Source organism: Runella sp. (assembly GCF_027484545.1).
GTDB lineage: Bacteria > Bacteroidota > Bacteroidia > Cytophagales > Spirosomataceae > Runella.
Genome location: NZ_JAIXST010000318.1, coordinates 1 through 23,785 on the forward strand (window position 1 = coordinate 1; position 23,785 = coordinate 23,785).

The 23,785-nt window shown below is 43.5% G+C and carries 14 protein-coding genes; 9 read left to right on the forward strand and 5 right to left on the reverse strand.

The window, feature by feature from the left end; translation table 11 throughout:
• Positions 1-2,705 (reverse strand): TonB-dependent receptor (locus Q0081_RS28275; RefSeq protein WP_298361431.1); only part of this gene is annotated, 2,705 nt, incomplete at its 3' end.
• A gap of 312 nt (positions 2,706-3,017) precedes the next feature.
• Here Q0081_RS28275 and Q0081_RS28280 point away from each other — a divergent pair.
• The 5 genes from Q0081_RS28280 to Q0081_RS28300 all read left to right on the forward strand — a co-directional run bounded on the left by Q0081_RS28280 (position 3,018) and on the right by Q0081_RS28300 (position 14,102).
• Positions 3,018-3,386, forward strand: coding sequence for a transposase (locus Q0081_RS28280; RefSeq protein ID WP_409034107.1), 369 nt, complete (start codon positions 3,018-3,020; stop codon positions 3,384-3,386).
• Positions 3,387-3,820: 434 nt separating this feature from the next.
• Positions 3,821-6,826, forward strand: a complete 3,006-nt coding sequence (locus tag Q0081_RS28285) for a glycoside hydrolase family 3 N-terminal domain-containing protein (protein WP_298361435.1) — start codon at positions 3,821-3,823, stop codon at positions 6,824-6,826.
• Between the two features lie 82 nt (positions 6,827-6,908).
• Positions 6,909-11,771, forward strand: a complete 4,863-nt coding sequence (locus Q0081_RS28290) for a T9SS type A sorting domain-containing protein (protein WP_298361437.1) — start codon at positions 6,909-6,911, stop codon at positions 11,769-11,771.
• A 57-nt stretch (positions 11,772-11,828) separates the two neighbouring features.
• Positions 11,829-13,568 (forward strand): family 16 glycoside hydrolase, encoded by a 1,740-nt coding sequence (locus Q0081_RS28295; RefSeq protein WP_298361439.1) that lies wholly within the window; start codon positions 11,829-11,831, stop codon positions 13,566-13,568.
• 84 nt (positions 13,569-13,652) lie between these two features.
• Positions 13,653-14,102, forward strand: coding sequence for a thioredoxin family protein (locus Q0081_RS28300; RefSeq protein WP_298361441.1), 450 nt, complete (start codon positions 13,653-13,655; stop codon positions 14,100-14,102).
• A 61-nt stretch (positions 14,103-14,163) separates the two neighbouring features.
• Here the strand turns inward: Q0081_RS28300 and Q0081_RS28305 are convergent, their stop codons facing one another.
• The 4 genes from Q0081_RS28305 to Q0081_RS28320 all read right to left on the reverse strand — a co-directional run bounded on the left by Q0081_RS28305 (position 14,164) and on the right by Q0081_RS28320 (position 19,057).
• Complete coding sequence (locus Q0081_RS28305) at positions 14,164-14,454, reverse strand: type II toxin-antitoxin system RelE/ParE family toxin (protein WP_298361443.1); 291 nt, start codon at positions 14,452-14,454, stop codon at positions 14,164-14,166.
• Positions 14,438-14,677, reverse strand: coding sequence for a hypothetical protein (locus tag Q0081_RS28310; RefSeq protein ID WP_298361445.1), 240 nt, complete (start codon positions 14,675-14,677; stop codon positions 14,438-14,440). Before Q0081_RS28310 ends, Q0081_RS28305 begins: the two co-directional genes overlap by 17 nt.
• An 84-nt stretch (positions 14,678-14,761) precedes the next feature.
• On the reverse strand, positions 14,762-18,217 hold the full coding sequence (gene ileS / locus Q0081_RS28315; protein ID WP_298361447.1) for an isoleucine--tRNA ligase: 3,456 nt from the start codon (positions 18,215-18,217) through the stop codon (positions 14,762-14,764).
• Between the two features lie 120 nt (positions 18,218-18,337).
• Positions 18,338-19,057: a head GIN domain-containing protein gene (locus Q0081_RS28320; RefSeq protein WP_298361449.1), complete on the reverse strand. Its 720-nt coding sequence runs from the start codon at positions 19,055-19,057 to the stop codon at positions 18,338-18,340.
• Between the two features lie 332 nt (positions 19,058-19,389).
• Between Q0081_RS28320 and Q0081_RS28325 the strand changes: the two genes are divergently transcribed.
• The 4 genes from Q0081_RS28325 (at position 19,390) to Q0081_RS28340 (ending at position 23,749) form a co-directional block, all read left to right on the forward strand.
• Complete coding sequence (locus tag Q0081_RS28325; protein ID WP_298361486.1) at positions 19,390-19,968, forward strand: RNA polymerase sigma-70 factor; 579 nt, start codon at positions 19,390-19,392, stop codon at positions 19,966-19,968.
• Between the two features lie 13 nt (positions 19,969-19,981).
• Positions 19,982-21,010 (forward strand): FecR family protein, encoded by a 1,029-nt coding sequence (locus Q0081_RS28330; protein ID WP_298361451.1) that lies wholly within the window; start codon positions 19,982-19,984, stop codon positions 21,008-21,010.
• Positions 21,011-21,052: 42 nt separating this feature from the next.
• Positions 21,053-22,954: an STN and carboxypeptidase regulatory-like domain-containing protein gene (locus tag Q0081_RS28335; RefSeq protein WP_298361453.1), complete on the forward strand. Its 1,902-nt coding sequence runs from the start codon at positions 21,053-21,055 to the stop codon at positions 22,952-22,954.
• A gap of 96 nt (positions 22,955-23,050) precedes the next feature.
• The gene (locus tag Q0081_RS28340; RefSeq protein ID WP_298361455.1) at positions 23,051-23,749 is read left to right on the forward strand and encodes a porin family protein; all 699 of its coding nucleotides are present in this window, start codon (positions 23,051-23,053) and stop codon (positions 23,747-23,749) included.
• Positions 23,750-23,785 lie beyond the last annotated feature (36 nt).

Sequence of the window (23,785 nt, forward strand, 5' to 3'; positions counted from 1 at the left end):
CCTCCTTTAATGGTCCAACGCTCGTTAAATCCTTTTGAGAAGGTCAAATCCACGACATTACGAGGCATTTCATACAAATCAGGGTAAGCTTCAAAACCCACCGCGATAATACGACGACCGATTACATTGTAGAGTAAATTGATTTGCAAATCTTTCTTGGTATCGTTGTAGTTGATACCCACGTTTACGATGTATGGAGATTGACCCTGCAGCGGGCGATTATTGGACTGACCTAAGCCTTTTGAACCTAAGTTTACGCGGCTATAAATCAAGGCAGTATTGAATAGCAAACTTGTCTTTTCAAAGAAGGCTGAGCCGGTTCTCAAATTTCCGAGCCCTTTCTTAATTTCAATTTCAAGACCTGTACTGTAAGCACTTTCGGCGTTGTTGGTAATAAATGTTTTTGAACCTGCACCCGTTGAACCCAAATCTACCGTTGATTCGATAGGAGTCTTAAAGCTTTTATAGAAGGCAGCTACACTGATTAGCTCTGAAGGAGTGGGATAATGTTCCCAACGTAAATCTACGTTTTGAACAGTTGCAATTTTCAAGTTAGGATTTCCTTCATATACCACATTGAAGTCAAAATCAAAGAACGAGAAGGGAGCCAACTCCCGGAATTCGGGGCGATTGACGGTCATCCCATAAGCCGCTCTCAGCAATGTTTTTTCACTGAAGTTGTACGTGAAGTTTGCCGAAGGCAACACGCTCCTAATTTTATTGTCTACTTTGGCTGCGGCACCTCCCAAAAATGCACTGTTCATTTGTTGGCGGTTATTTTCAATCCGCACGCCCACAATGGCATTGAATTGTTTGGTAAAAGGAATATTAATCAAACCATAACCCGCAATCAACGTATTTTTGGCAGTGTAGGAGTCGTTGGAGTTCGTTTGCTCATCCAAACGAATACCCCCGTCATTCCGAATGTTTTGGAAAAGGGTATTGATATCACTGCTTAACAAAGAAGCATTAAAGTTGCCCCCGCGCACATATCCTAAGTTACGGGCTTTGAAGGAACGGTCTTTCAACTCATAAAATCCACCAAATTTCAATTCGATGTCTTTCTCTCCAGCTTTAATTTTTTGAGTCAAATTGGCGGAACCTGTGTAGCCATTTTCTTTCATGGTTGAATTAAACCGGCCTAAGAAGTACGCTTGCGCTTGTCCGACAGGAATATAGATTTCTGTTTTTCCCGTTGTAGCATTCACCACGTCGGAACGATAGCGTTTATAATCAGGTTGGTCACGATACGAATTGTTGTAACCAACTACCCAATCAATGGTTGTTTTGTCATCATTAAACTCATGTTTACCTGTGAGTTGGCCTGAATAAATTCCGCGGTATATCTGGTCGAAAGAGTGATTGTTGGGGCGATAGTTTTGTGCAATATCCTGTCCAGTACGGAACACATAGCGTCCGTTACTGATTTGATTGAACAGGTTTTTAAATTCGATAGAGTGATTTTCATTAAAGCGAACCGCCCAGTTGTGCAAAATACCTACTCGGTTATTACGTGAATATGCTTTGTCATCGTATTCAAATAAGGTTTCGATTTGATTGTTTGCTCCAATATTATAATCATTGCGTTGCGTATCGGTAAAAAGTCGGGTTTCGCTGAAATTGATGGCTGTAATATTGCCAATACGAATTTTTCCCAGACTCATTTTAAAGTTGCCGGTCAATGATACGCGCTGATCAGGTGAAGCACTGGACTTGACAGGTATCCACTCGTTACGTAATGAACGACCCGCTAATTCTATCAAGGCAGGATTGTTGCCAATGGCACGAATATCTTTTGGGAAATCTTTCGGTAAATCCAAATAGCCATTGTTGAAACTTGTCCAATAATTGTCTCCCTGTTTTGATGCCTGAAAGTCCTGGAAGGTTGTTCCCTGACGGAGACCCAAGCTATAATCCAAGGTAACGGTATTTGCATCAGGGATATTCTTGGTAAAGATTTTAACAATTCCTCCCGCAAATTCTCCTGGTAAGTCAGCCGAAGGTGTTTTGTAAATCAATAAGCGGTCTATCTGACCACTCGGAATCACATCAAACGAAAACGCCTTTACATCTGTTTCCATCGAAGGGGTAAAGGCATTATGCAACATAACGTTGTTGTAGCGTTGGTTCAACCCGCGAATCGTAATGAATCGGTCACCCACGATGGTAATTCCCGGTACACGCTTCACTACCTGAGCCGCGTCTCGGTCGAGGGTACGGGCAATTTGTTGTGACGAAATTCCGCTGACAATGTTTTGGGCAGCTTTGATTTCGCTGATCACTGATACCTCGGTATTGGTTTGGCGAGTAGCTACCACTCTAACCTCTGCCAACGTGGCGGCAGCTTCTAAAAGGGAACTGTTTATTTCTGTAACTTTGTCCGCTTCTACTGTAACATTTTCTACATTTTCCGTTTTATAGGAAACATAGGTTATTTCAATGGTATATTTCCCGGCAGGTACTTTGGCAATGGAGAAAAAGCCGTTTATGTCAGTAGCCGCGCCCATTTGTGTTCCCGCAAGGCGTACGGTAGCCCCTATGAGCGTTTCTTTGTTTTTTGCATCGGTAATTGTTCCGCGAATGGTTCCTGTTTGGGAAAAAGAAAAAGCGCTATATAATAGCGCCGCTATGAATACTAAAATTTGTCGTTTCATACGATAGACGTTCAACATTTTTTGATTGGGGGTCATGATTATTGGTGTCATAAAGTTTTTGGCTTTAACACCACAAAAGTAGAAGTTCAATATTGCCTTGATATTATACTAATGTTATTAGAAAATTATATTTGGTTTTTAGTGGTGTAAACTATAATGAGTGCCTTGTTATCAGTCCCATATAGGGTAAGAGCCTTTTTCTAAATACTCTGTAAACTAAATTGGTATAGTTTTTCTATGTGTTTCTGAAAAATACAATGCAGAAACATCGTATTAAATTGACCGAATCTACGATGCTCAATACCCCGGTGTGTGTTTCGATGAGGCCCCGCTTGTTTCTTAATTGGTGATAGTGTTGAGCCTATTGTTATGCAAACAGGCAAAGTCAAAAAGGAACATTATGGCTACGAAAAGAATGGTTCATGTGCCTTATTAGCAGCCATTGAACCCTTAACAGGAAAAAAAATGTCCAAAGTATATGCTCAAAGAACAAAGCAAGAGCATGCAATTTTTACGCAGGAATTAGTAAAACAATACCCCAATGAAACGAAAATTCGATTAGTGCAAGACAACTTGAATACCCATAATAATAGCTCTTCTTATGAAAATTTACCGGCAGATGAGGCATTTGAATTAGCTCAAAAATTTGACGGTGCCGCCCGCGCGGTTTTACTATACACCAAAATCTGCCAGTTGGCTCAAAATAATAGAGCGGGGTGGTCCGTGCCATAGAATTCTCGGCATTAGCCAAGCAATGCTTAAATCGCAGAATTCGAACACAGGAGTTATTTCAAAAAGATGTTTTAATAATTGTCAAACAGGGCCGCCCGTGCGGAACGTAATGAGAAACAAATAAAAATTGATTGGCAGTTCTCCATTAAAAATAGCAGGAACGAAACTCAATCGGCATTACAATAAAATAAATGAGTCAAATAAATTAAGTAAAAAGGGAAAATTGCAAATAGAGCAAATAAGCAAAATCCTTTGATTATTAATGAGTTGTGAAAAATTATTTCATATTTAATTTTGCGTATTTGCTTAATTATAGAAACTTAGTTTACAATGTAATTAATAGTAAACAATAGTTAACTAACTAATCAAAAATGAGTTTTGTACAATTTTTGTGCTGACGTTTTTGTACTTTTGAATCTATTTTAACTACCTAAATGAAGATTCTTTTTGGAAGAGCTGTTGTTGGGCTTTTGGTAAGCGCAGGATTAATTGGTGTGTTTGGAGTATCTAAACCCGAAAGGAAAATAAAATACAAACGAGAGTCATCCTTACGCAGGGATACTCCGCCTTCTCGTGCCGTATTTGTTGAAAATCAATGGGCTGACAGTGTATTTAGTAAATTGACTGTAGAACAGAAAATCGGTCAACTGTTTATGATTGCGACGTATTCTGACCGAAACGAGACGTATTATCGGTACGTTGACCAACTCATTCAGAATTATCATATCGGTGGCCTTATCTTCTTTAAAGGCGGCCCTTCCCGTCAGGCTAAATTGACGAACCGATACCAAACAAAATCAACCGTGCCTTTAATGATTGGAATTGATGGCGAATGGGGTTTAGGAATGCGATTGGACAGCGTTGATGATTTTCCAAAACAAATGACGTTGGGAGCTATTCAGGACAATCGGTATGTGTATCGTATGGGATTGGAAATAGGGCGTCAATGCCAACGTTTGGGCATTACAGTCAACTTTGCCCCCGTGGCTGATATTAACTCGAATCCGCGAAATCCTGTTATCGGTTTACGGTCATTTGGAGAAGACCGTGACAACGTTACTGATAAAGCCGCTGCTTATATGAAAGGCTTGCAGCACCAACACGTCATTGCTACTGCCAAACATTTTCCGGGTCACGGAGATACCGATACCGACTCACATTATACGTTGCCTGTACTGTCTCACTCATCGGACCGTTTGACCGAAACCGATTTATATCCTTTCCGTAAACTCATTGCCGATAGCCTGACGGGTATCATTACGGGACATTTATACGTGCCTGTGTTAGATAACACTCCTTTACTGGCCTCTTCTCTTTCTGAAAAAGTAGTGACTGATTTGCTCAAAAAACAAATGGGGTTTCAGGGACTGGTTTTTACAGATGCGATGAATATGCAGGGAGTGAGCCGGGGACGTACGGCGGTGGAAGCCAATGTAAAAGCTCTTTTGGCAGGAAATGACATTTTATTGTATCCCGAAAGTGTGGCCGAATCCATTAAACGCATCAAAGACGGACTGTTAAAAGGCACTATTGCCCCCGAAGTGATTGATGAAAAGGTACGCAAGATTTTACGGGCTAAATATTGGTTAGGTTTAAATCGTCTTCAGCAGATTTTACCCTCAACCCTTAATGCGGACTTGCAAACTTCGACGTTTCGTGCCCTTACCCGCGATTTATGCGAACAGGCAGTTACGCTCGTACACAATGAAAATCACTTACTTCCCATTGCAGCCTTGGATACCTGTACCTTTGCTTCGATAGCCATTGGAGGCGGAGGAATTAATTTATTTCAGCAAACCCTCAGTCGATATGCTCCTTTCAAACATGTTGTCTATGCTGAAAAACCAACTACCAACGATGAAATAGAAAGTTTGTTGGCACAAACAGCCGGCGCTAAAGTAGTGATAGTGAGTCTGCATGATACACGTCGCAATTTCAACCGGCCTTTTACCATTACTCCCGCTACGATTGATTTGCTGAATCGTTTGCAACAGAAAGCAAGGGTAATTGTGAGCCTTTTCGGAACGCCTTATGCGCTCAAACAATTGCCAATTACGTCAGCCGTGATTTGCGCCTACGAAAACCTGCCTGATTTGGAAATCGCTGCCGCTCAGCAGATTTTTGGGGCATTGCCTTTCAAAGGTAAACTTCCAGTTTCGATTGAAGGAATGTATAATATAGGTACAGGATACGAGACAAAGGCATTGCATCGGCTGTTTTTGGGGTTGCCTGAGCAAGTGGGGATGAGTTCAGCAGGATTGAGCAAAATAGATACGCTTGTTGAGAGATCCATTCAGGCACACATCTTTCCGGGGTGTCAGGTGTTGGTGTCAAGAAAGGGGCGGGTCGTTTTTCAAAAAAATTACGGAACCTTAAGTTATGACAGTTATAATGAAAAAGTAACCAATGAAACACTCTATGACGTAGCTTCCGTTACAAAAGTAGCGGCTACTTTGCAGGCGGTCATGTACTTACAGGAACAAAATGCGATTGACCTAAAACAAAAAGCGGCACACTATTTGCCTGAACTTATTGGAACCAATAAGGCCAATATTACTGTGGAAGACTTGTTACTGCACCGTTCGGGGTTAGTGGCTTTTTATCCCAAACTCTGGGAACGGACAAAAACAGGCGGCGGCGGACTGATGACCGAATATTACAGTTCACTCAAGGATAGTGTTTATTCCATGCAGATTGCGCCTAAATTGTTTTCTAAGTCTATGTTAAAAGACTCGGTGTGGAAATGGGTAGTACAATCGCCCATGAGAAAAGAAGTGAACGGAAAATATTCGTTTGTGTACAGTGATTTGGGAATTTTAATGGTCCAAAAAGTAATTGAACGCATTACCAATCAACCTTTGGATGAATTTTTAAGCCAAAATTTTTATGAGCCTTTGGGAATGATGGAGACGGGATTTAAACCATTGGAACGTTTTCCAGAAAGTCAGATTGCTCCGACTGAAAGCGATTTCTCGTATAGAAATCAATTGCTGAGAGGAACGGTTCATGACCAGATGGCGGCGGTATACGGCGGAGTAGCCGGTCATGCTGGATTGTTCAGTTGCGCGTATGATTTGGCAATTTTGATGCAAATGAACTTACAAAAAGGTCTTTACGGAGACCGACGTTATTTTCAGGAAGAAACCTTGCCTTTCTTTGCTAAAATGGCTGATAATGCAAATCACCGAGGCTTGGGCTGGGACAAAGCACCTGCCAATGGTGAAAGTAATTATGTAGCGGCTTCTGCTTCACCCCTATCATTTGGTCATTCGGGTTTTACGGGTACGATGGTGTGGGTGGATCCGAAAGAAGAATTGGTTTTTATATTTCTTTCCAACCGCGTTAATCCTAATGCGGAGAATACGGAAATCAACCGGAAAAAGATTCGGCGACGCTTGCACGAACTGGTTTATCAGGCGATTTTGAGTAACGAAAAATAAAAGACCCCCTATGAAAAGTACCAATTTTTCAATAAAGGGCTAATTTTAACCGTTTTTATAAAAATCAATGTTCAATTCGATTATGTTAAAAAAACTACTTTTTCTTAGCTGCGTTACTTTGCTGTTGTGTGGGGTGATTTCTGAAAGCGCAGCTCAAAGCATCAGTGCGGTACTGGTTACCAATACTTCGGGGGCGATTCCTGCCGGAGGTTATTGTGCCGGACAACAAATACGAGTCGCTTTTACAGCTACTGGTTTTTCAGGGACTCCTACTTTTTCAATACAATTTTCGGATGCCGCAGGTATTTTTCCTGCCAGTCCCAATGTAATCGGTACAGGGGCCGGAAGTCCTATAACGGCTACGTTGCCCGTGGGTGCCGTTGCCGCAGCAGGCTATAAAGTAAGAGTATCATCAGGAGCTACCGTTTCGGCAGCCAGCACTTCCTTTCAGATTAATCCTATTGCGACCGTTAACCCGGTAGCTAACATTACACCTTGTAGTGGAGCTGGGGTAGGAGGAATTTCATTTAGCAGCAGCAGTGCAGGAGCTTCTTTTACTTGGACAAGTTCAGCTAATGTAGGTTTTGGAACCTCCGGCTCCGGTAACATTCCGGGTTTTACAGCAACTAACGCTGGAACAACGGCAACGGTGACAGTCACCCCTTCGGTGAATGGATGTACGGGTATTCCTATCACTTTTACAGTAGCGGTTCAGTCAGTATCAAATGTCAATGCTATTTCAAATGTAAATCTTTGCAATGGATCGGGGGCTGCCAGTATCAATTTCAGCAGTCCGACTCCGGGTGCTTCTTTTACGTGGACAAGTACTGCCAACGTAGGTTTTGGAACTACGGGGTCGGGAAACATTCCCGGCTTTACTGCCGCTAACGGTTCTTCTTCAGCCGTAACCGCCACCGTGACGGTCACCCCTTCCGCAAATGGGTGTACGGGAACACCACGATCATTTTCTATAACCGTTTTTCCAACCAATACGACTGTAAATCCAGTAGCCAGTATCGCTTATTGCGACGATGCTTCGGTAGGGGCTATCAATTTTTCAAGTCCTACGGCGGGAGCTACCTTTGATTGGAGCAGCAACATAGATGTAGGTTTTGGTACGTCAGGTTCGGGGAATATTTCTTCTTTTGTGGCTAACAATAACGGATCTGCCAACGCAGTAGCAACCGTAACGGTGACTCCCAAAGCAGGAGGATGTCCTGGTATTCCAACTACCTTTACGGTTACTGTAAGACCGCGGGCTACAGTAAACGGCATTGGAAATGCTTCTTATTGCAACGGTGCTCCAGGTGCTGCCATTAACTTTTTAAGCCCTACGTCAGGGGCAACTTTTACTTGGTCAAGTAGTGCTAATGTAGGTTTCGGTACTTCAGGTACAGGTAATATTCCTGCTTTTACGGCGGCCAATGGAGGTTCTTCTGCACTGTCTGCTACGGTAACGGTCACTCCAAGCTTTGGAGGCTGTACCGGGACAAGCACTACTTTTACCGTCGTTGTTAACCCTTCCGCAACCGTTAATGTGATTTCCAACGCTTCTTTCTGCGGGGGAATTCCTGTAGCAGGAACCTCTTTCTCAAGCCCTTCGTCGGGTGCTTCATTCAATTGGACGAGTAGTGCAAACGTAGGTTTTGGTACCTCGGGTTCAGGAAATATCGGTGGATATACCACTATTAACTCAAGTACAACACAAATCGTGTCTACAGTAACTGTAACCCCTTCGGTAGGTGGTTGTGCAGGTACTTCACGAAGTTTTACCATAACGGTTAATCCAACCCCTACCGTTAGCGGTGTTTCCAATGCGGTTTATTGTAATACAAATCCGGGTGCTGCCATTGCGTTTTCAGGACCTGTGGCCGGAACTACCTTTAGTTGGACAGGTTCCATAAATGTTGGCTTTGGAGTGACAGGTTCGGGTACTATTGGAGCTTATACCGCTACCAATGCAGGTACAAATCCCTTGGTAACCTCTATATCGGTGACACCTACAACAGGTACCTGTACAGGTCCTGCTACCGGTTTGACTGTAACCGTCAATCCTACTCCGGTCGCAGCAGCCATTACAGATGCTGCTTTTTGTGGAAATGCAAGTGCCCCGGCCATTAATTTTTCCAGTGCTACGTCGGGTACTACTTTTGCCTGGACATCCTCTTCCAATGTAGGTTTTGGAACTTCGGGTTCAGGAACTATTGCGGCTTATACTACAGTGGACGGCGATGCCGCAACAGTAGGTACAGTTACTGTTATCCCTACGGCCAATACGTGCGTAGGGGCTTCAAAAACGTTTACCGTCACAGTAAATCCTTCTCCTAAAGTAAATGTAGTAGGGAATGTAGTGTTTTGTAATACAACTGCCGCACCCGCCATTGGTTTTTCAAGTCCAACTACGGGTACAACTTATACGTGGAGTGCTTCTTCTAACGTAGGTTTTGGAACTTCAGGCTCGGGGAATATCGCGGCTTATACAGCGACCAATGGAGGTTCCGGAATTGTAATCAGTACGATAAACGTAACGCCTAAAACCGCTGCCTGTACGGGGCCGGTACGTCCTTTTACGGTTACTGTCAATCCAACGCCTATTGTGACTCCTATTGGAAATATAACCTATTGCGGTGCTGCTACAGGCGCTCCCATTAATTTCAGCAGCCCTACATCAGGGACGACATATACTTGGGCAAGTACCCGTAACGTCGGATTTGGTACAAGTGGCAGCGGCAATATAGCCGCTTATACCGTAATTAACCCAATTACGACTGCATCAACGGCCTCCATAACCGTGAATCCTACTGCGAATTCCTGCGCAGGTCCGGCAAGTACATTTACGATTACGGTCAATCCAACCCCTTCGGCCAATGCAGTTTCTAACGTAACCCTGTGTGCAGGTGCTGCGGGTTCTCCAATAACATTCTCCAGCGATACACCCAATACCAACTTCAATTGGTCCACACCTACCAACGTAGGTTTTGGAATAACGGGTTCGGGAAATATCGGAGGCGGATTCAGTGCTTTGAACAACTCTCAAAATGTAGTAACAACCAACGTAAGTGTCATTCCGGCCACTGCTACCTGTACGGGCAGTGCGCGGGTATTTACATTTGTAGTGAACCCAACTCCTGGCAATCCCGGGGCACCAACTCCCATTGTTTACTGTGCTACGGCTGCTTCTCAGCCTTTAACAGCCAGTGGAAGTAATATTAAATGGTATACGGAAGCTACTAATGGCACAGGGTCAGGGGTAGCTCCTACTCCTTCCACCAACAATTCTACCGACAATTCTCTGACAACAAGTTATTACGTATCTCAAACGAATCAATACAGCTGCGAAAGTCAGCGCAGTCAGGTACAGGTGAACATCAAGCCGCTTCCTCCAACTGCATTAGTGACAAAACAGGAATATTTATTGTGTCAGTTTGATCCCGCATTGCAATTAGATGCTAAAGTGCAGGGTACGGGGCAGAGTTTATTGTGGTTTTTATCTAACAATTCAGAGACTACCCAAACTCCCACCATTACGACGGATACGGGATTTGAAGGCACCTTTGCGGTTTTGCAACTTAGAGATGGTTGCCGAGGCCCCCGTACTGAAATTAAAGTAAATGTAAGGACTACCTCGCCTCCAACCGTAAGCACTTTCCCATTAGTTATCTGCCAAAATGCAACTCCGCAACCTTTGTCAGCAACGGGCAGTAACTTGAAATGGTATAATACAAATAAAACAGGGGGAAAACCTCAAAATACCCCCAATATTCCTCCTACTCAGACTCCCGGTAATTATCAGTTTTATGTAACTCAAACCGGCACAAACGGATGTGAAAGTCCTCGGGCTGAGATTACGGTTACTATTCAGTCACTCCCAAGTGCTGAAGTAAGCGGTGGAGCCACGATTACACAGGGACAATCAGCACCGCTTTCTTTGATGTTTACTGGACAGGGACCATGGACGTATACGCTTTCAAACGGATTGACGCTGACAACGACCCAAAATCCTACGAATATTACAGTAAGTCCTTTGGAAACAACGGTTTATACGGTTACTAAAATTACCAACGGTTGTGGTGAAGGCAGTCCTGCTGGAAGTGCGACAATCAACGTACGCGTCGCTACCATTGACGTGGGAAATCCCAGCGTGACCAGTGTTTGTGCAGGAAAAACCTTTACAATGCCTTATTTTTCGTCTGATTTCTTCTCTTCTAACACGCAGTTTAGGGTTCAAATTTCAAAAACAAACGATGATGCAAGCTTCCAGACGATTACAACGGATGGCATCAGCAGTCCGCTCACGGCTACTGTTCCTACCGCGGCAACGGCCGGAAATTACTTTGTAAGAGTGGTTGGGGTAGCTTCTAATTTTACGGTAAAAGGAAAAGTAAGCCCAGTTCAAATTACTGTACGGGAATTGCCGACCGCTACTTTTTCTGGTCCAACGAGTATCTATGAAAATGAAAGTGCTAAGCTGGCGATTGCATTTACGGGCGAAATTCCTTGGAAAATCACGTATCGGGATAGTTTAGCTGTGAAAGATACTACGTTTGAAACATCGGCTACGCCCTATGGATTTACCGTCAGACCGGGCAAAACCAATACCTATCGTGTCGTATCAATCAGTAATGGTTGCGGTAATGGCCCTGCTACTTCCCGACTTGTGTTGGTGGTAAATCCAGTATTGAGTATTGCACCTGTCAACGGTACCGAATGGTTCAAAGTATATCCTATGCCGGTGCAGGCCCGTTGCACGATTGAAATCGAGGGTGGAATGAACAAGCCCGTATCGGTAATGATAAGTGATGGATTTGGACGAGTTATGTTGCGTCAGGAAACCTCTTCAAGCAAAGATGAATTGGATTTTAGTGCGTTAGCCCCGGGCGTTTATTACCTCAATGCCGAGCAAAATGGCCGGATAGCGCGTCGAAAAATCTTGAAAATACAGTAGAAATCAAAAGCAATAGAGTTTGTATTAACAAAACACAAAGCTGAATTTCTTTTGAATATGAAAATACGCATTGCTTTTCACACCGGCTGTCTGATTTTGGCAGCCGGTTTCATTTTTTCTTTACAAGCCCAAAATAGTGGCATGACGCAACTCGCCACGAGCGAAGGCGGCCCCTTTCAATTGGCAGGTGCTTGGAAGGGAGCGCAATCAGTAATGATGCATCCTGAAAAAAGCGGGTTTATCAAAACCACTCCCGTAACCGATAAAAACACGGGCAGCCTTGTTGGAACTTCGGGAGCAAAAGCTGTTACTAACCTTGGCGTGGGTGATGTAATCCTCAAGTTGGATTTTATGCTTTCGCCCGCGAGCAGTGCTACACTCAAACTTCCCGGTGGGTACGACATTCGACTCAACGATAGCTGGCAGGCCGTAAAATCAGATGCCAACCTCTGCGGAAGTATTGGGAATTTAACGCCCCTTCAAAATGCCTGTAAAGCGCCTGGGCTTTGGCAAAGTCTGACCATACAGTATAAAAAAGCCACCAAAAACAGTGCTGCTCAAATTGAGAAACTGACTCTAAACGGTGCCATAATTCAGGAAAATGCTTTTCTGAATGCCATCCCTACCCCCGAAACGTCCCTGTCTTTGGAAGTGAATTCCGGGACGGCGGCTTTTAGAAATGTATTTTATCAGCTTCTCAACGATACCCGCCCGCTTGCTCTTCGCAACCTGACTTATACCTTATATAAAGCCGGGAATGATAAGCCAAAGGAACTGTTGACGGAAAATATTCTAAAAAAAGATACAACTTCTGTTCTGACCCGCGAGTGGGGATTGGGCAACAACAGTTTCTATTTAGTCTATGAGGGGCAAATGGAAGTAGGACAGGAAGCAGATTATCTCCTTCAGTTAGCCTACATGGCCAATGCAGCTTTAGATATTGACGGAAAAACGCTGCTGCCTTACAGATGGAATGATTTTCTTCAAAATTATGTCCATGTAACGGTTCACCTGACCAAAGGAAGTCATCCATTCAAGTTGACCTATCACAAACTGACGTGGCGACGCCCGGCATTAGGAATATTTGTATCTACTCAAGGTGTACGCCCGTATCCATTACACATTCTTTCATCTGTTCCTGAACCTGACCCAATTCCAACCATTGAAGTGGAAGCCAACGGGAAAGCAGAATTAGTACGTTCGTTTATCCAACACGAAGGAGAAAAAAAGAAACGAACTCATTGCCTTTCGGTAGGCTCGCCCCAAGGTGCGAATTATACGTTAGACCTCAATCGCGGCTCGCTGCTCCAGTTTTGGAAAGGGCCATTTGCCGATGTGACCGAAATGTGGCATGATCGGGGTGAACCGCAAATTCTGCATCCAATGGGCGCGGCCAACACCACCAAAGGACAAGTGGATTGGGCAATTCTTGCCGATGCTAACTCTACCGTATGGCCGGACTCATTGACCAACCTTATTTATAAAGGCTACCGACTCAATACTGCCGGAATTCCAACCGTTACCTATCGTCATGGAGCTATTGATATTTCTGATGAAATTGCTCCCGCCAATGGAGGACTTACGCGCACCATCAGCGCAAACGTTCCCAATGGTTATGTGAGAGTTGTAAGCGAAAAGAGCATTTCTCAGGTAGAAAAAGGGCTTTATGAAGTAAACGGACAAAGCTACTACGTGCGTATTGATGCCAAAAGTAAGCCTGTACTACGCACTGTAAACAGCCAACAGGAATTGCTGTTGCCGCTCAACGGTACCGTTCAATATTCGTTGCTTTGGTAAGTTTTTTGGGTGTCGTAAACCATTTAGCACGAAATTTGCGTTCTACACACAAATCTAACTTTTAAAACATAACTCTCTAAATCAATGCAACGCTTCCTCTCTGCTTTCGCCTTGGCTGCCGTCATGTTGTCAGGTATTGCTGCTACTACGCCTAAAGCCAATACAGTTTCTGCCGCAGACACCGGTATTCAATTTGTAGAATTACCGTGGTCAAAAGCACTTCAAAAAGCTAAAAAAGAGAAAAAACTCATCTTTTTTGATGCTTATACAAGTTGGTGCGGACCTTGTAAAATGCTCCAAAAAACGGTATTCACCCGTAGTGACGTAGGAACGTATTTTAATGCCACTTTTATCAATATCAAAAAAGACATGGAAATTGGCGAAGGACCTCAATTGGCCAATATGTACCCCATCGAAGGGTATCCTACACTTTTCTTTATTAATGGAAATGGAAAAATAGTCACCAGTCATTTAGGAGCATTGGATGGTCCCGAGCTGGTTAAATTGGCGAAGATGGTAGCTTCAAAGAAATAATTTATAAGTATATTTCAACAGAAAAAGCCGTGAATCTCACGGCTTTTTCTGTTTTGTCAATTTAGAACTCTTCAGGTTTCTGTCGAGTATTGCGAATTGTGATAATTTCAATAGTTTCTTCCGATACGCGATAATACAAAACAGTATGTTTATTCATTACACACTCGCGTACATTGAATTGTTTTTGAGAAGCTTTGTAGAGATAAAGCATTGTGCTGATAAGTTTCATTTGCTCAGTTAACAATATCAAAAACTCTATTTTGGTACGCTCCGACCAATTTTTAGCCAAATAATCAGCGATTTGTTCTATGTCTCGGCGGGCGCGTTCTGAAAGTTCAACGGTTAATTCCATACTGTGTTTTCATAAAATCGAAGAAATCTGTTTTACGACCTTCATCTAAATCTTGCAGACCTTCTTGAATCGCAGCTTGGGTAGTAGTATCCAGATTGTCCCAAAAATCGGGAGTGCCTTCGGCTTCTCTTGATAACAATACAACATACGCCTGTAGAACGGCATCATCATTGATACGTTCTATAAGTGTATGAAGAGTTGATTTTAGTTGTGTTGTGTTCATCTTATATATTGATCCAATTGGAAAGTATAATTTAATAAGCTTTACTTCCTGTTGACTGATCAGTCAACAGGAAGTTGCTTTAATTTATGCCACTTCAATCTTCACTTTCAATAAAAACTCATCCATTTCGATTTCGGAAGCGGAGCCGTTCAAATCAGTTACCAAATCCAAGGCGATAGCCTGCACTTCCTGACAAATGTAGTTTTTGTTGGTAGCTACGGCATCGGCAAGTTCTTCATTGTTATTTTCCAGTGAAATTTTGATTTTGTCCGTTACTTCAAAACCGCTGTCTTTACGGAGGTTTTGGATACGATTAACGAAATCGCGGGCAATACCTTCCTGACGAAGCTCGTCCGTAATCGTTACATCAAGCGCTACGGTCAGACTTCCTGCACTTGCTACCAACCAGCCCGGAACATCTTCAGTTAGAATTTCGATTTCGGAATGCAAAATGTCGAATGTTGACTCTCCGATAGTCAGGGTTACCTGCCCAGTTTTTTCAATTTTACGAATTTGAGACTCGGTCATGGCAATGATGCTTTCACCAATGCTCTTCATGTTTTTGCCATACTTAGGCCCCAGTGCTTTGAAGTTCGGCTTTATTTTTTTCTTCAAAATACCGGAATCATCACTCACAAATTCAACGCTTTTCACGTTTACTTCATTCATAATGATAGGAGCAACGTGTTCAATTTGCTGACGGATTTTTTCGCTTAATACAGGAATCAAAACCTTCGTTAACGGTTGACGAACTTTTATTTTATGACCCTTGCGCAACGAGTGTACTAATGAGCAAATGTCCTGCGCTAATTGCATAGAGGCTTCTAAATCAGCATCTACCCATTCCGGTCCGTAGGTGTGCCAATCAGTAAAGTGCACTGATTCGTGTTTGAACGGCGTATTGTTTTCAATGGACTCTTCACGCACACTATCCGTGAGATTACGATACAGCCAATCGCCAAAGAAAGGGGCAATCGGTGACATCAACTGAGCTACTGCTGCCAAACAATGTTGAAGCGTTTCGTAAGCAGCCCGTTTGTCGTCGGTTAATTCTCCTTGCCAAAAACGCCGGCGATTCAGACGTACGTACCAATTGGATAAATTATCGCATACAAAATCCTGAATCAAGCGGCCTGCTTTGGTTGGATTGTAACCATCGTACTGCTCGCCTACTTCTTTGACCAATGTATACAGTTTTGAGATGATCCAGCGGTCCAACTCGGTCAAGTGCTCGCGCGGTACGCGATTGAACTGGTCGATTTTATAACCATCCAAATTGGCGTACAGGGCAAAGAAATTGTAGGTATTGAACAGCGTTCCGAAAAACTTCCGCTGTACTTCTGCAATACCGTCTATGTTAAATTTAAGGTTATCCCAAGGTTCGGCATTGGTAATCATGTACCAACGCGTGGCATCGGGGCCGTAGGTGTCAATGGTGATAAACGGATCCACCGCGTTGCCGAGGCGTTTCGACATTTTATTGCCGTTTTTATCCAAAACCAATCCGGTAGAAACAACATTTTTAAACGAAACCGAATCAAATAGCAAACCCGCAATGGCGTGAAGGGTAAAAAACCAACCGCGTGTTTGGTCCACACCTTCGGAAATAAAATCAGCCGGGAATAAAGTTTTAGATTCATTCTCAGCGGTTCCACCCATACTTTGGGGGTATTTATCTAAGTTTTCAAACGGAAAATGGAACTGCGCATATGGCATTGCTCCTGAGTCAAACCACACGTCGATGAGGTCCGTCTCGCGCATCATTACTTTCCTGCCTTCAGAAACCAAATAGACTTCATCTACGTAAGGACGGTGTAAATCAAACGATTCAGTGCCTTTGGATTGGAGGAAAGATTCATTTTTCGCGCTTTGCTCCGCACTCAAAGCGCCGCTTTCCAGCGCTTTTTGCAGTTCATTGGTTAGTTCTTCAACGGAGCCAATGCATTTTTCTGCTCCATCTTCACTTCGCCAAATCGGGAGTGGTGTGCCCCAATAGCGGCTGCGGCTGAGATTCCAATCTACCAAGTTTTCGAGCCAGTTGCCAAAACGTCCCGTTCCGGTACTTTCCGGGTTCCAGTTAATGGTTTTGTTGAGTTCTACCAATCTGTCTTTTTTCTTGGTGGTCGCAATGAACCAACTGTCAAGCGGATAGTACAAAATAGGTTTGTCGGTACGCCAGCAGTGCGGGTAGGTGTGTTCGTATTTTTCGACCTTGAACGCTCTGTTTTCTTCTTTCAGCTTGATGGCAATCAGTACGTCCGTAGGTTTGAAATCAACCTCGCTGCGTTCTTGGTCAGAATAGTATTCTTCTTTTACAAACCGTCCTCCAAATTCGCCTACTTCTTTTACAAACCGTCCCTGACGGTCAACGATAGGCACTTCTTTTCCGTTTTCGTCGCGCACCATGATAGATGGTACCCCGTTGGCTTTGGCAACCCGAAAGTCATCCGCTCCGAAAGTAGGAGATGTGTGTACTACGCCCGTACCGTCTTCCGTAGTGACAAAATCGCCTAAAATCACTCGAAAAGCCTTGTCTTCGTCCTGAAGGGGCTGAACATACGGTAGTAATTGTTCGTATTGAATTCCTTCCAGGTGTTTACCTTTCAAATCCATCAGAACTTTCCACGGAATTATCTTGTCGCCGTCGTTGTATTTTCCAAAGTCGGCGTCTTTGCCTTTTTCAGAAAAATACTTTCCCACCAAATCCTTTGCCAATACTACGTTGACGGATTGGTAGGTATATTGATTGAAGGTTTTAATTAATACATAATCAATGTCTTTACCAACGGTCAGGGCCGAGTTCGCTGGAAGCGTCCAAGGCGTAGTCGTCCATGCTAAGATGTATACTTCGTCGCTGTTGGCAGTATCAAACAAATAGGCTGCTTTTCCCGAAAATTTAACTTTAAACTGCGCTACAATGGTGGTATCTCTTACGTCTTTGTACGTGCCGGGCATGTTGAGCTCGTGCGAGCTTAGGCCTGTACCGGCTGCGGGCGAATACGGTTGAATCGTATATCCTTTGTACAAAAGTCCTTGGTCGTAAAGTTGCTTTAAAAGCCACCAAAGCGTTTCAATATAGTCGTTTTTGTACGTTACGTACGGGTCATCCATGTCCACCCAATACCCCATTTTCTCGGTCATGGTAAGCCATAGGTCCGTAAAACGCATCACCGCTTCGCGGCATTTTTTATTGTAATCTTCGATACTGATTTTGACACCGATATCATCTTTCTTAATGCCGAGCTCTTTCTCTACCTGCAACTCAATCGGCAGGCCGTGGGTATCCCAGCCGCCTTTGCGTTTTACCTGATATCCGCGTAAGGTTTTATACCGGCAAAAAAGGTCCTTGATCGTACGCGCCATTACGTGGTGAATACCGGGAGTTCCGTTGGCCGACGGAGGGCCTTCATAAAAAGTAAACGAAGGCGCACCTTCGCGCACTTCGACTGATTTTTCGAATATTTGGTTTTCTTTCCAAAACTCAAGGATGTCTTTGCCTACCTGAGCATAGTCCAATCCTTTGTACTCTTTGTAGTTCATCGGGCAATTTTTTTAATTAAAATTGCCGTTATCAGGTATCAGTTAACCGCAAAGAATGCGAATAAACCGATAACCGATAACGGCTTCAACTAAGAACTACAAAGTTAGGGATTTTTTGTCTTAATCTTTCTTTACCGTGCTTCCTCCTGAAACAGAAGAGCGCACTTCAGGCGTGCCGCGATAGCGCAAATCACTGGAACCGCTGGCATTCACTTTGAGCGTTTTACCAACCAATACGCGAGCATTACTTGCGCCCGACAAACCCAAATCAACGTTGTCAACGGGATAATCAAAGGCATCTAAGCGTGAGGCTCCCGATAAATCGCCACCCAAACTTAACCCCTGACCGTGTAAAGTAAGGTTAGAAGCGCCCGAAATATCAACGGTAACTCGGTCCCAATCACCATCCATGACTGATTTTGACGCCCCCGATAATTGAACATCCAAATTTCGAATTGTACCGAAACCGCTAATCGTGGAATTTGTCGCACCTGAAAAATCTACGCCTGTTAATACGGGCATGGTAATGTCTATATCCATGTCGTAGCGACGAATGCGCCAGTTACGATAACGGATGACCAATTTCCCCGAATTATTGACAAATACTTCCAAATCCTCAATATCGCGGCGGTCGCCCCGGACAAAAACGCTGAATTGACCCGATTGGCGTACTGTAATATCAAACGCGTTTCCCATCTCAAGTTGGTCAAAATCACGTACGCTAAAATTGCGTGAATCGCTGTTTAGGGGATCAAGGCGAGCATCGCCGTCAATAAAAACACAAGACTGAAAGAATCCAGATAAAAGGACGAAAACAAAAAGATACTGTAACTTTTTCATAGCTGATAGAATGATTTTAATTGACTGTTTTGAAGCTATGACAACAGACATTTACTTTCCCCCCATTCGAATCCCTATTTTTTTCTTTGATTGTAAAAAAATAGCCTGACTGAAGCCAATCGAAGGGCTGACTTGCTTTAAAACTCCCACAGTTAATCCAGAATAAAAAAGTAAATAAAATGTTTTCGTTCGGATGGGGGGAACTTCTCCGTGGGTTGTCATAGGAACAAATGGAGGTTTCAACCATCGTTTTCGACAACTCGTCACAAAAACAATTATTTCGTTGGTCGCAAAGTCGTACTTTTGCGATAAAACGAACGGGACTTAATTTCGTGCAATTGTCTGACAAACAACTACTTACGGCCATTGGGCAAGGAGACGAGCGTATTTTCGAACAGGTGTTTCGGAAATACTACGCCGGGCTGTGTACCTACGGGCGTAGTATTTTGCACGATGCCGACGAAGCGGAGGAGATTGTCCAAAATGTTTTTGTGAGTATTTGGGAAAAACGGGAAGAAATTGAAATCACGCAGTCGTTGAAGTCGTATCTGTACCGTGCGGTGCATAATCATTGCCTCAACCGGATAAAGCACCAAAAAGTACGCGACGAACACCAACAATATGCACTTTATTATCAGGAGGTCTCGTACGAATCAGTGAGTCAGACGGTCTATAAAAATGAATTGGAGCAACAACTTGCGAAAGCGATTGAGAAGTTGCCCGAGCAATGTCGAATCATTTTTAAATTGAGTCGTTTTGATGAACTTCGATATCAGGAGATTGCGGACCAATTGGGACTTTCGGTCAAAACCATCGAAAATCAAATTGGAAAGGCATTGAAGATTTTAAGAACAGAATTGGCTGACTATTTACCGATTTTAGTTTGGTTAGGACTAACCGATTATTTATGATTGACATTTACCAATGATTTCAAACACACATATTCCTGACGATTTGCTGGCGCGGTACGTGGCAGGTGAAACCACCGAAGACGAAACTCGCCAAGTGAAAGAATGGTTGGATCAATCGGCAAATCATGAGCAGGAATTGGTACGTTTTCAGCGAGTTTGGGAAACATACATTGCTCTTAAACCGCAGGCAGGAGTGGACGTTGATGCGGCGTGGAAAAAAGTAAGTAAAAGAGTTCACAGTCCACAGTCGGCAGCGGACAGCGTTCCACTTTATCACTCTAAGTCCAGCCACAAATCACAAATCACCATTCATACTTCTTTCAATTGGCGGGCCGCAGCAAGTGTTTTGATGATACTGGGTTTGGGGTGGTTAGGGTATCGGTTTTTACAACCCATTGAAAAACAGGAGTTAGCAAGTGTTATAAAAACTCAAAAAAATACCCTTGAACAAATGTTGCCGGATGGTACAAAGGTATTTTTAAATCAAAATTCTACCCTTACTTCCGCCGCTGATTTCAATGATGAAACCCGAACGGTAACGCTGACCGGAGAAGCCTATTTTGATGTAAAGCGCGATGAAACCCGACCCTTTATTATCAAAGCCAACGGCACAGAAGTGCGGGTTTTGGGTACTTCTTTCAACGTAAAAGCGTACGGTAAACGGGTAAGTGTGGCAGTGACAAGCGGGAAAGTGCAGTTTTCGACACCTAAAGCCAAAACCCTTTTAGTTAAAAATGAATCGGCGGCCGTTCAGGCGGATACGATTATGAAATTACCCGAACTGAATTTCAATGAATTAGCGTATCGAACTCGGGTTTTTGTTTTCGATAAAACGAATCTGGGAGATGTAGTAGCTTCCTTGCGAGACGGCTACCACGCAGATATTCAGCTGAGTAGCCGTCATCTGGCCAACTGCCGCCTCACGGCACGCTTTGAACGGGAAAGTTTGGACGCTACCCTGACCGTTATTGCCGAGACACTTAATCTCAAAGTCGTTCGACGAGGAAACTCCATTTTATTGGACGGAAGCGGATGTGAATAGCCGTGCCAATTCAAAATCAATCATTTATTGACTAAAACAGCCATGAAAATTTTTCTGAAGATTCTCTTATTTGTCAGTATCAGCACATTCTCGTTTGCCCAAAAAACGGTTCTGGACAAGCCAATTACTCTTAAATTGAGTAATGAACGTTTGGAAGAAGCATTAAAAATCATCGGTGACCGCAACGGCTTTAGCTTTTCTTACAATCCTGCTGATTTTGATTTGAGCCGTCGGGTAACACTGAACGCTGCCGGCAAGGCTGTGCGGCAAGTCTTGGACGAATTGTTCAGAGATTCAGCTACTTACAAAGAACGACGTAATCATATTATCCTTCAAAAAGTCGCTGAAAAACCCGAAGAGCCGAAAGATATTATTATTAATGGTTACGTTTTTGACCAAGAAACGGGAGAGCGAATTGCTCAGGTGAGTATATTTGAAAAACGAACTTTGGTCTCGGCCGTTACCAATCAAATGGGGTATTTTCGTATGCGGCTGCCCGCAGCTTTACCGAATCCTCGCTTGGAAGTACGAAAAGAACGGTATTTGGGAACAAGTGTGACCGTTAACAATCAGCAGGCCATGGATATTGGCCTCATTCACACCAAAATCGATGAAAAACCTTTACAAATACTTACTCAAACAAAGCCTTCTTCAGTTCCTGTCACCGATACTTTCAAAGTGCGGGTTCCTGCGCCCACTCCTGTTTTTGTAGCCTCTGCCGATACTTCTAACGTGCCGAGGCAAAAGCGTAAACTTAATTTAGAAAATGTGGAAAAAACGTTTGTTGATGCTTTTACCACAGCTCAGCAAGCCGTTCACATCCAAAACGTTAGAGATACTATCTATCGTCCGTTTCAAGTATCACTTTTGCCTTTTGTAGGCACCAATCACGTTTTGAGCGGAAACGTAATTAATGGTTTGTCTTTTAATATCATTGCCGGTTATTCCTTAGGCGTAAATGCCCTGGAAGTTGGCGGTTTTGCCAATCTTGTTCGTTGGGATGTACACGGAGCCCAAATTTCGGGTTTTGCCAATTTGGTAGGACGGAACGTATATGGTTTACAAGCGTCCGGTTTTGCCAATGGGGTTTTGAAAAATTTTGATGGAATGCAGGCATCAGGCTTTGCCAATCTGACGGCAGGGCATCACAGTGGTTTACAAATCGCAGGGTTTGCCAACCTGACGGGAGGCAGTTTTACGAATGGCTTTCAAACAGCGGGTTTTGCTAACGTGACATTGGGTAGTATGAAGAGTGGACAGATAAGCGGTTTTGCGAACCTGACATTAGGTAATGTGAGTGGTTGGCAAATAAGCGGTTTTGGAAATTTGGCGCTCAATAAGCTTCGAGGAATACAAATCAGTTCTTATTTTAATTATGCTACGGTTCATGAAAAGGGGCTGCAACTGGCTTTATTCAACTATGCCGATTCATCAGGCGCTTTGCCCATCGGTCTTTTCAGTTTTGTCAGAAGAAATGGCTATCGTCGCTACGAAATCAGTACCGACGAGCTTAACTACGCGAATGTAACGTTCAAAACAGGAATTCAGAAATTTTACAATATCCTTACCATAGGCAGTAATTTTGGTATGGCCGATAAACCACTCTATACGTTTGGGTATGGTGTTGGTACCGCTCTTAATCTGGGAAGAGGCTGGATGACGAATGTAGACCTTACTGCAAATAAAATAATGCAGGCCACCAATCGTTTCGATTCGTCCAATGGGATATTTTACCGCTTGAGTTTAGGACTCGAAAAGAAGATTACGCGTCATCTGGCATTGTTTGGAGCGGCTTCCCTGACGGGGCTTACGGCTCAGCCGGGTTATTTAAAATTAGACAACTCGCGACTGTATCAGCCCTTTCCAACAGCCACGCTTCGCAATGGTCTTGATTTTACCAATTGGGTAGGTTTTCAGGTAGGAATACGGATTTGTAACCGTTAACAATCATTAACCGAATAGTGGGTTACTCGCCAAAATACCCACGTCTCAATGACGTTAATGAGAAAAGGTCACAAATTTTAACCATCTTCTTAAGCTATGAAAACAGTACGTATCAGTTTGGCAATCGTTTTAATGGCAGTCGTAAGCATTGCTGCCAATGCACAGGTTTCAATAGGTGTACGCGGAGGCGCATCGCTGTCCAAAACTACCGGAACTGGTGGTTTTATTGAAAATTTCACGGGCAACCTTAACTACATCGTGAGTGGAAACGGTGGCGTATTTTTACAAATTCCAATTGCAGGAGGGCTTTCTTTTCGGCCAGAACTTGCCTACAAGCAAAGCGGCGCAGGGATCTCTTCCGATAATCTATTAAACTTGATAGGGGTTAATATTCCCTTGGGCGGTTCCATCAAACAGCGGTTGACTTACATTCAGGCTCCTTTGCTGTTCCAATACGATTTTGGCTACGAAGATAGCCCGGTAAAGCCGTACGTGATTTTAGGTCCCTCTTTCAATTATTTAGCTGACGGAAAAATAGTAAGCCGCGCTGATTTGATTCTGTTTCGTACCCAACCTACGCGCACAAGTATTGGCTTAGGAATGTTCAATCGTTTTGAAGTTGGCGGTGTTGGCGGAGCAGGATTAAGCTTTGAAGTGGGCAATGCAAAGTTATTTGTCGAAGGGCGTTACGAACGTGGGTTTACGCGGGTTTATGACACACCGGTAGTGCAGGTGCCCGTTTATAATCAAAGTTTCAGCGTACTGGCAGGGTTTTCAATACCGTTGGGAAGATAATCCATTTTATAAAACCTATCCTACCCTATATAAAAA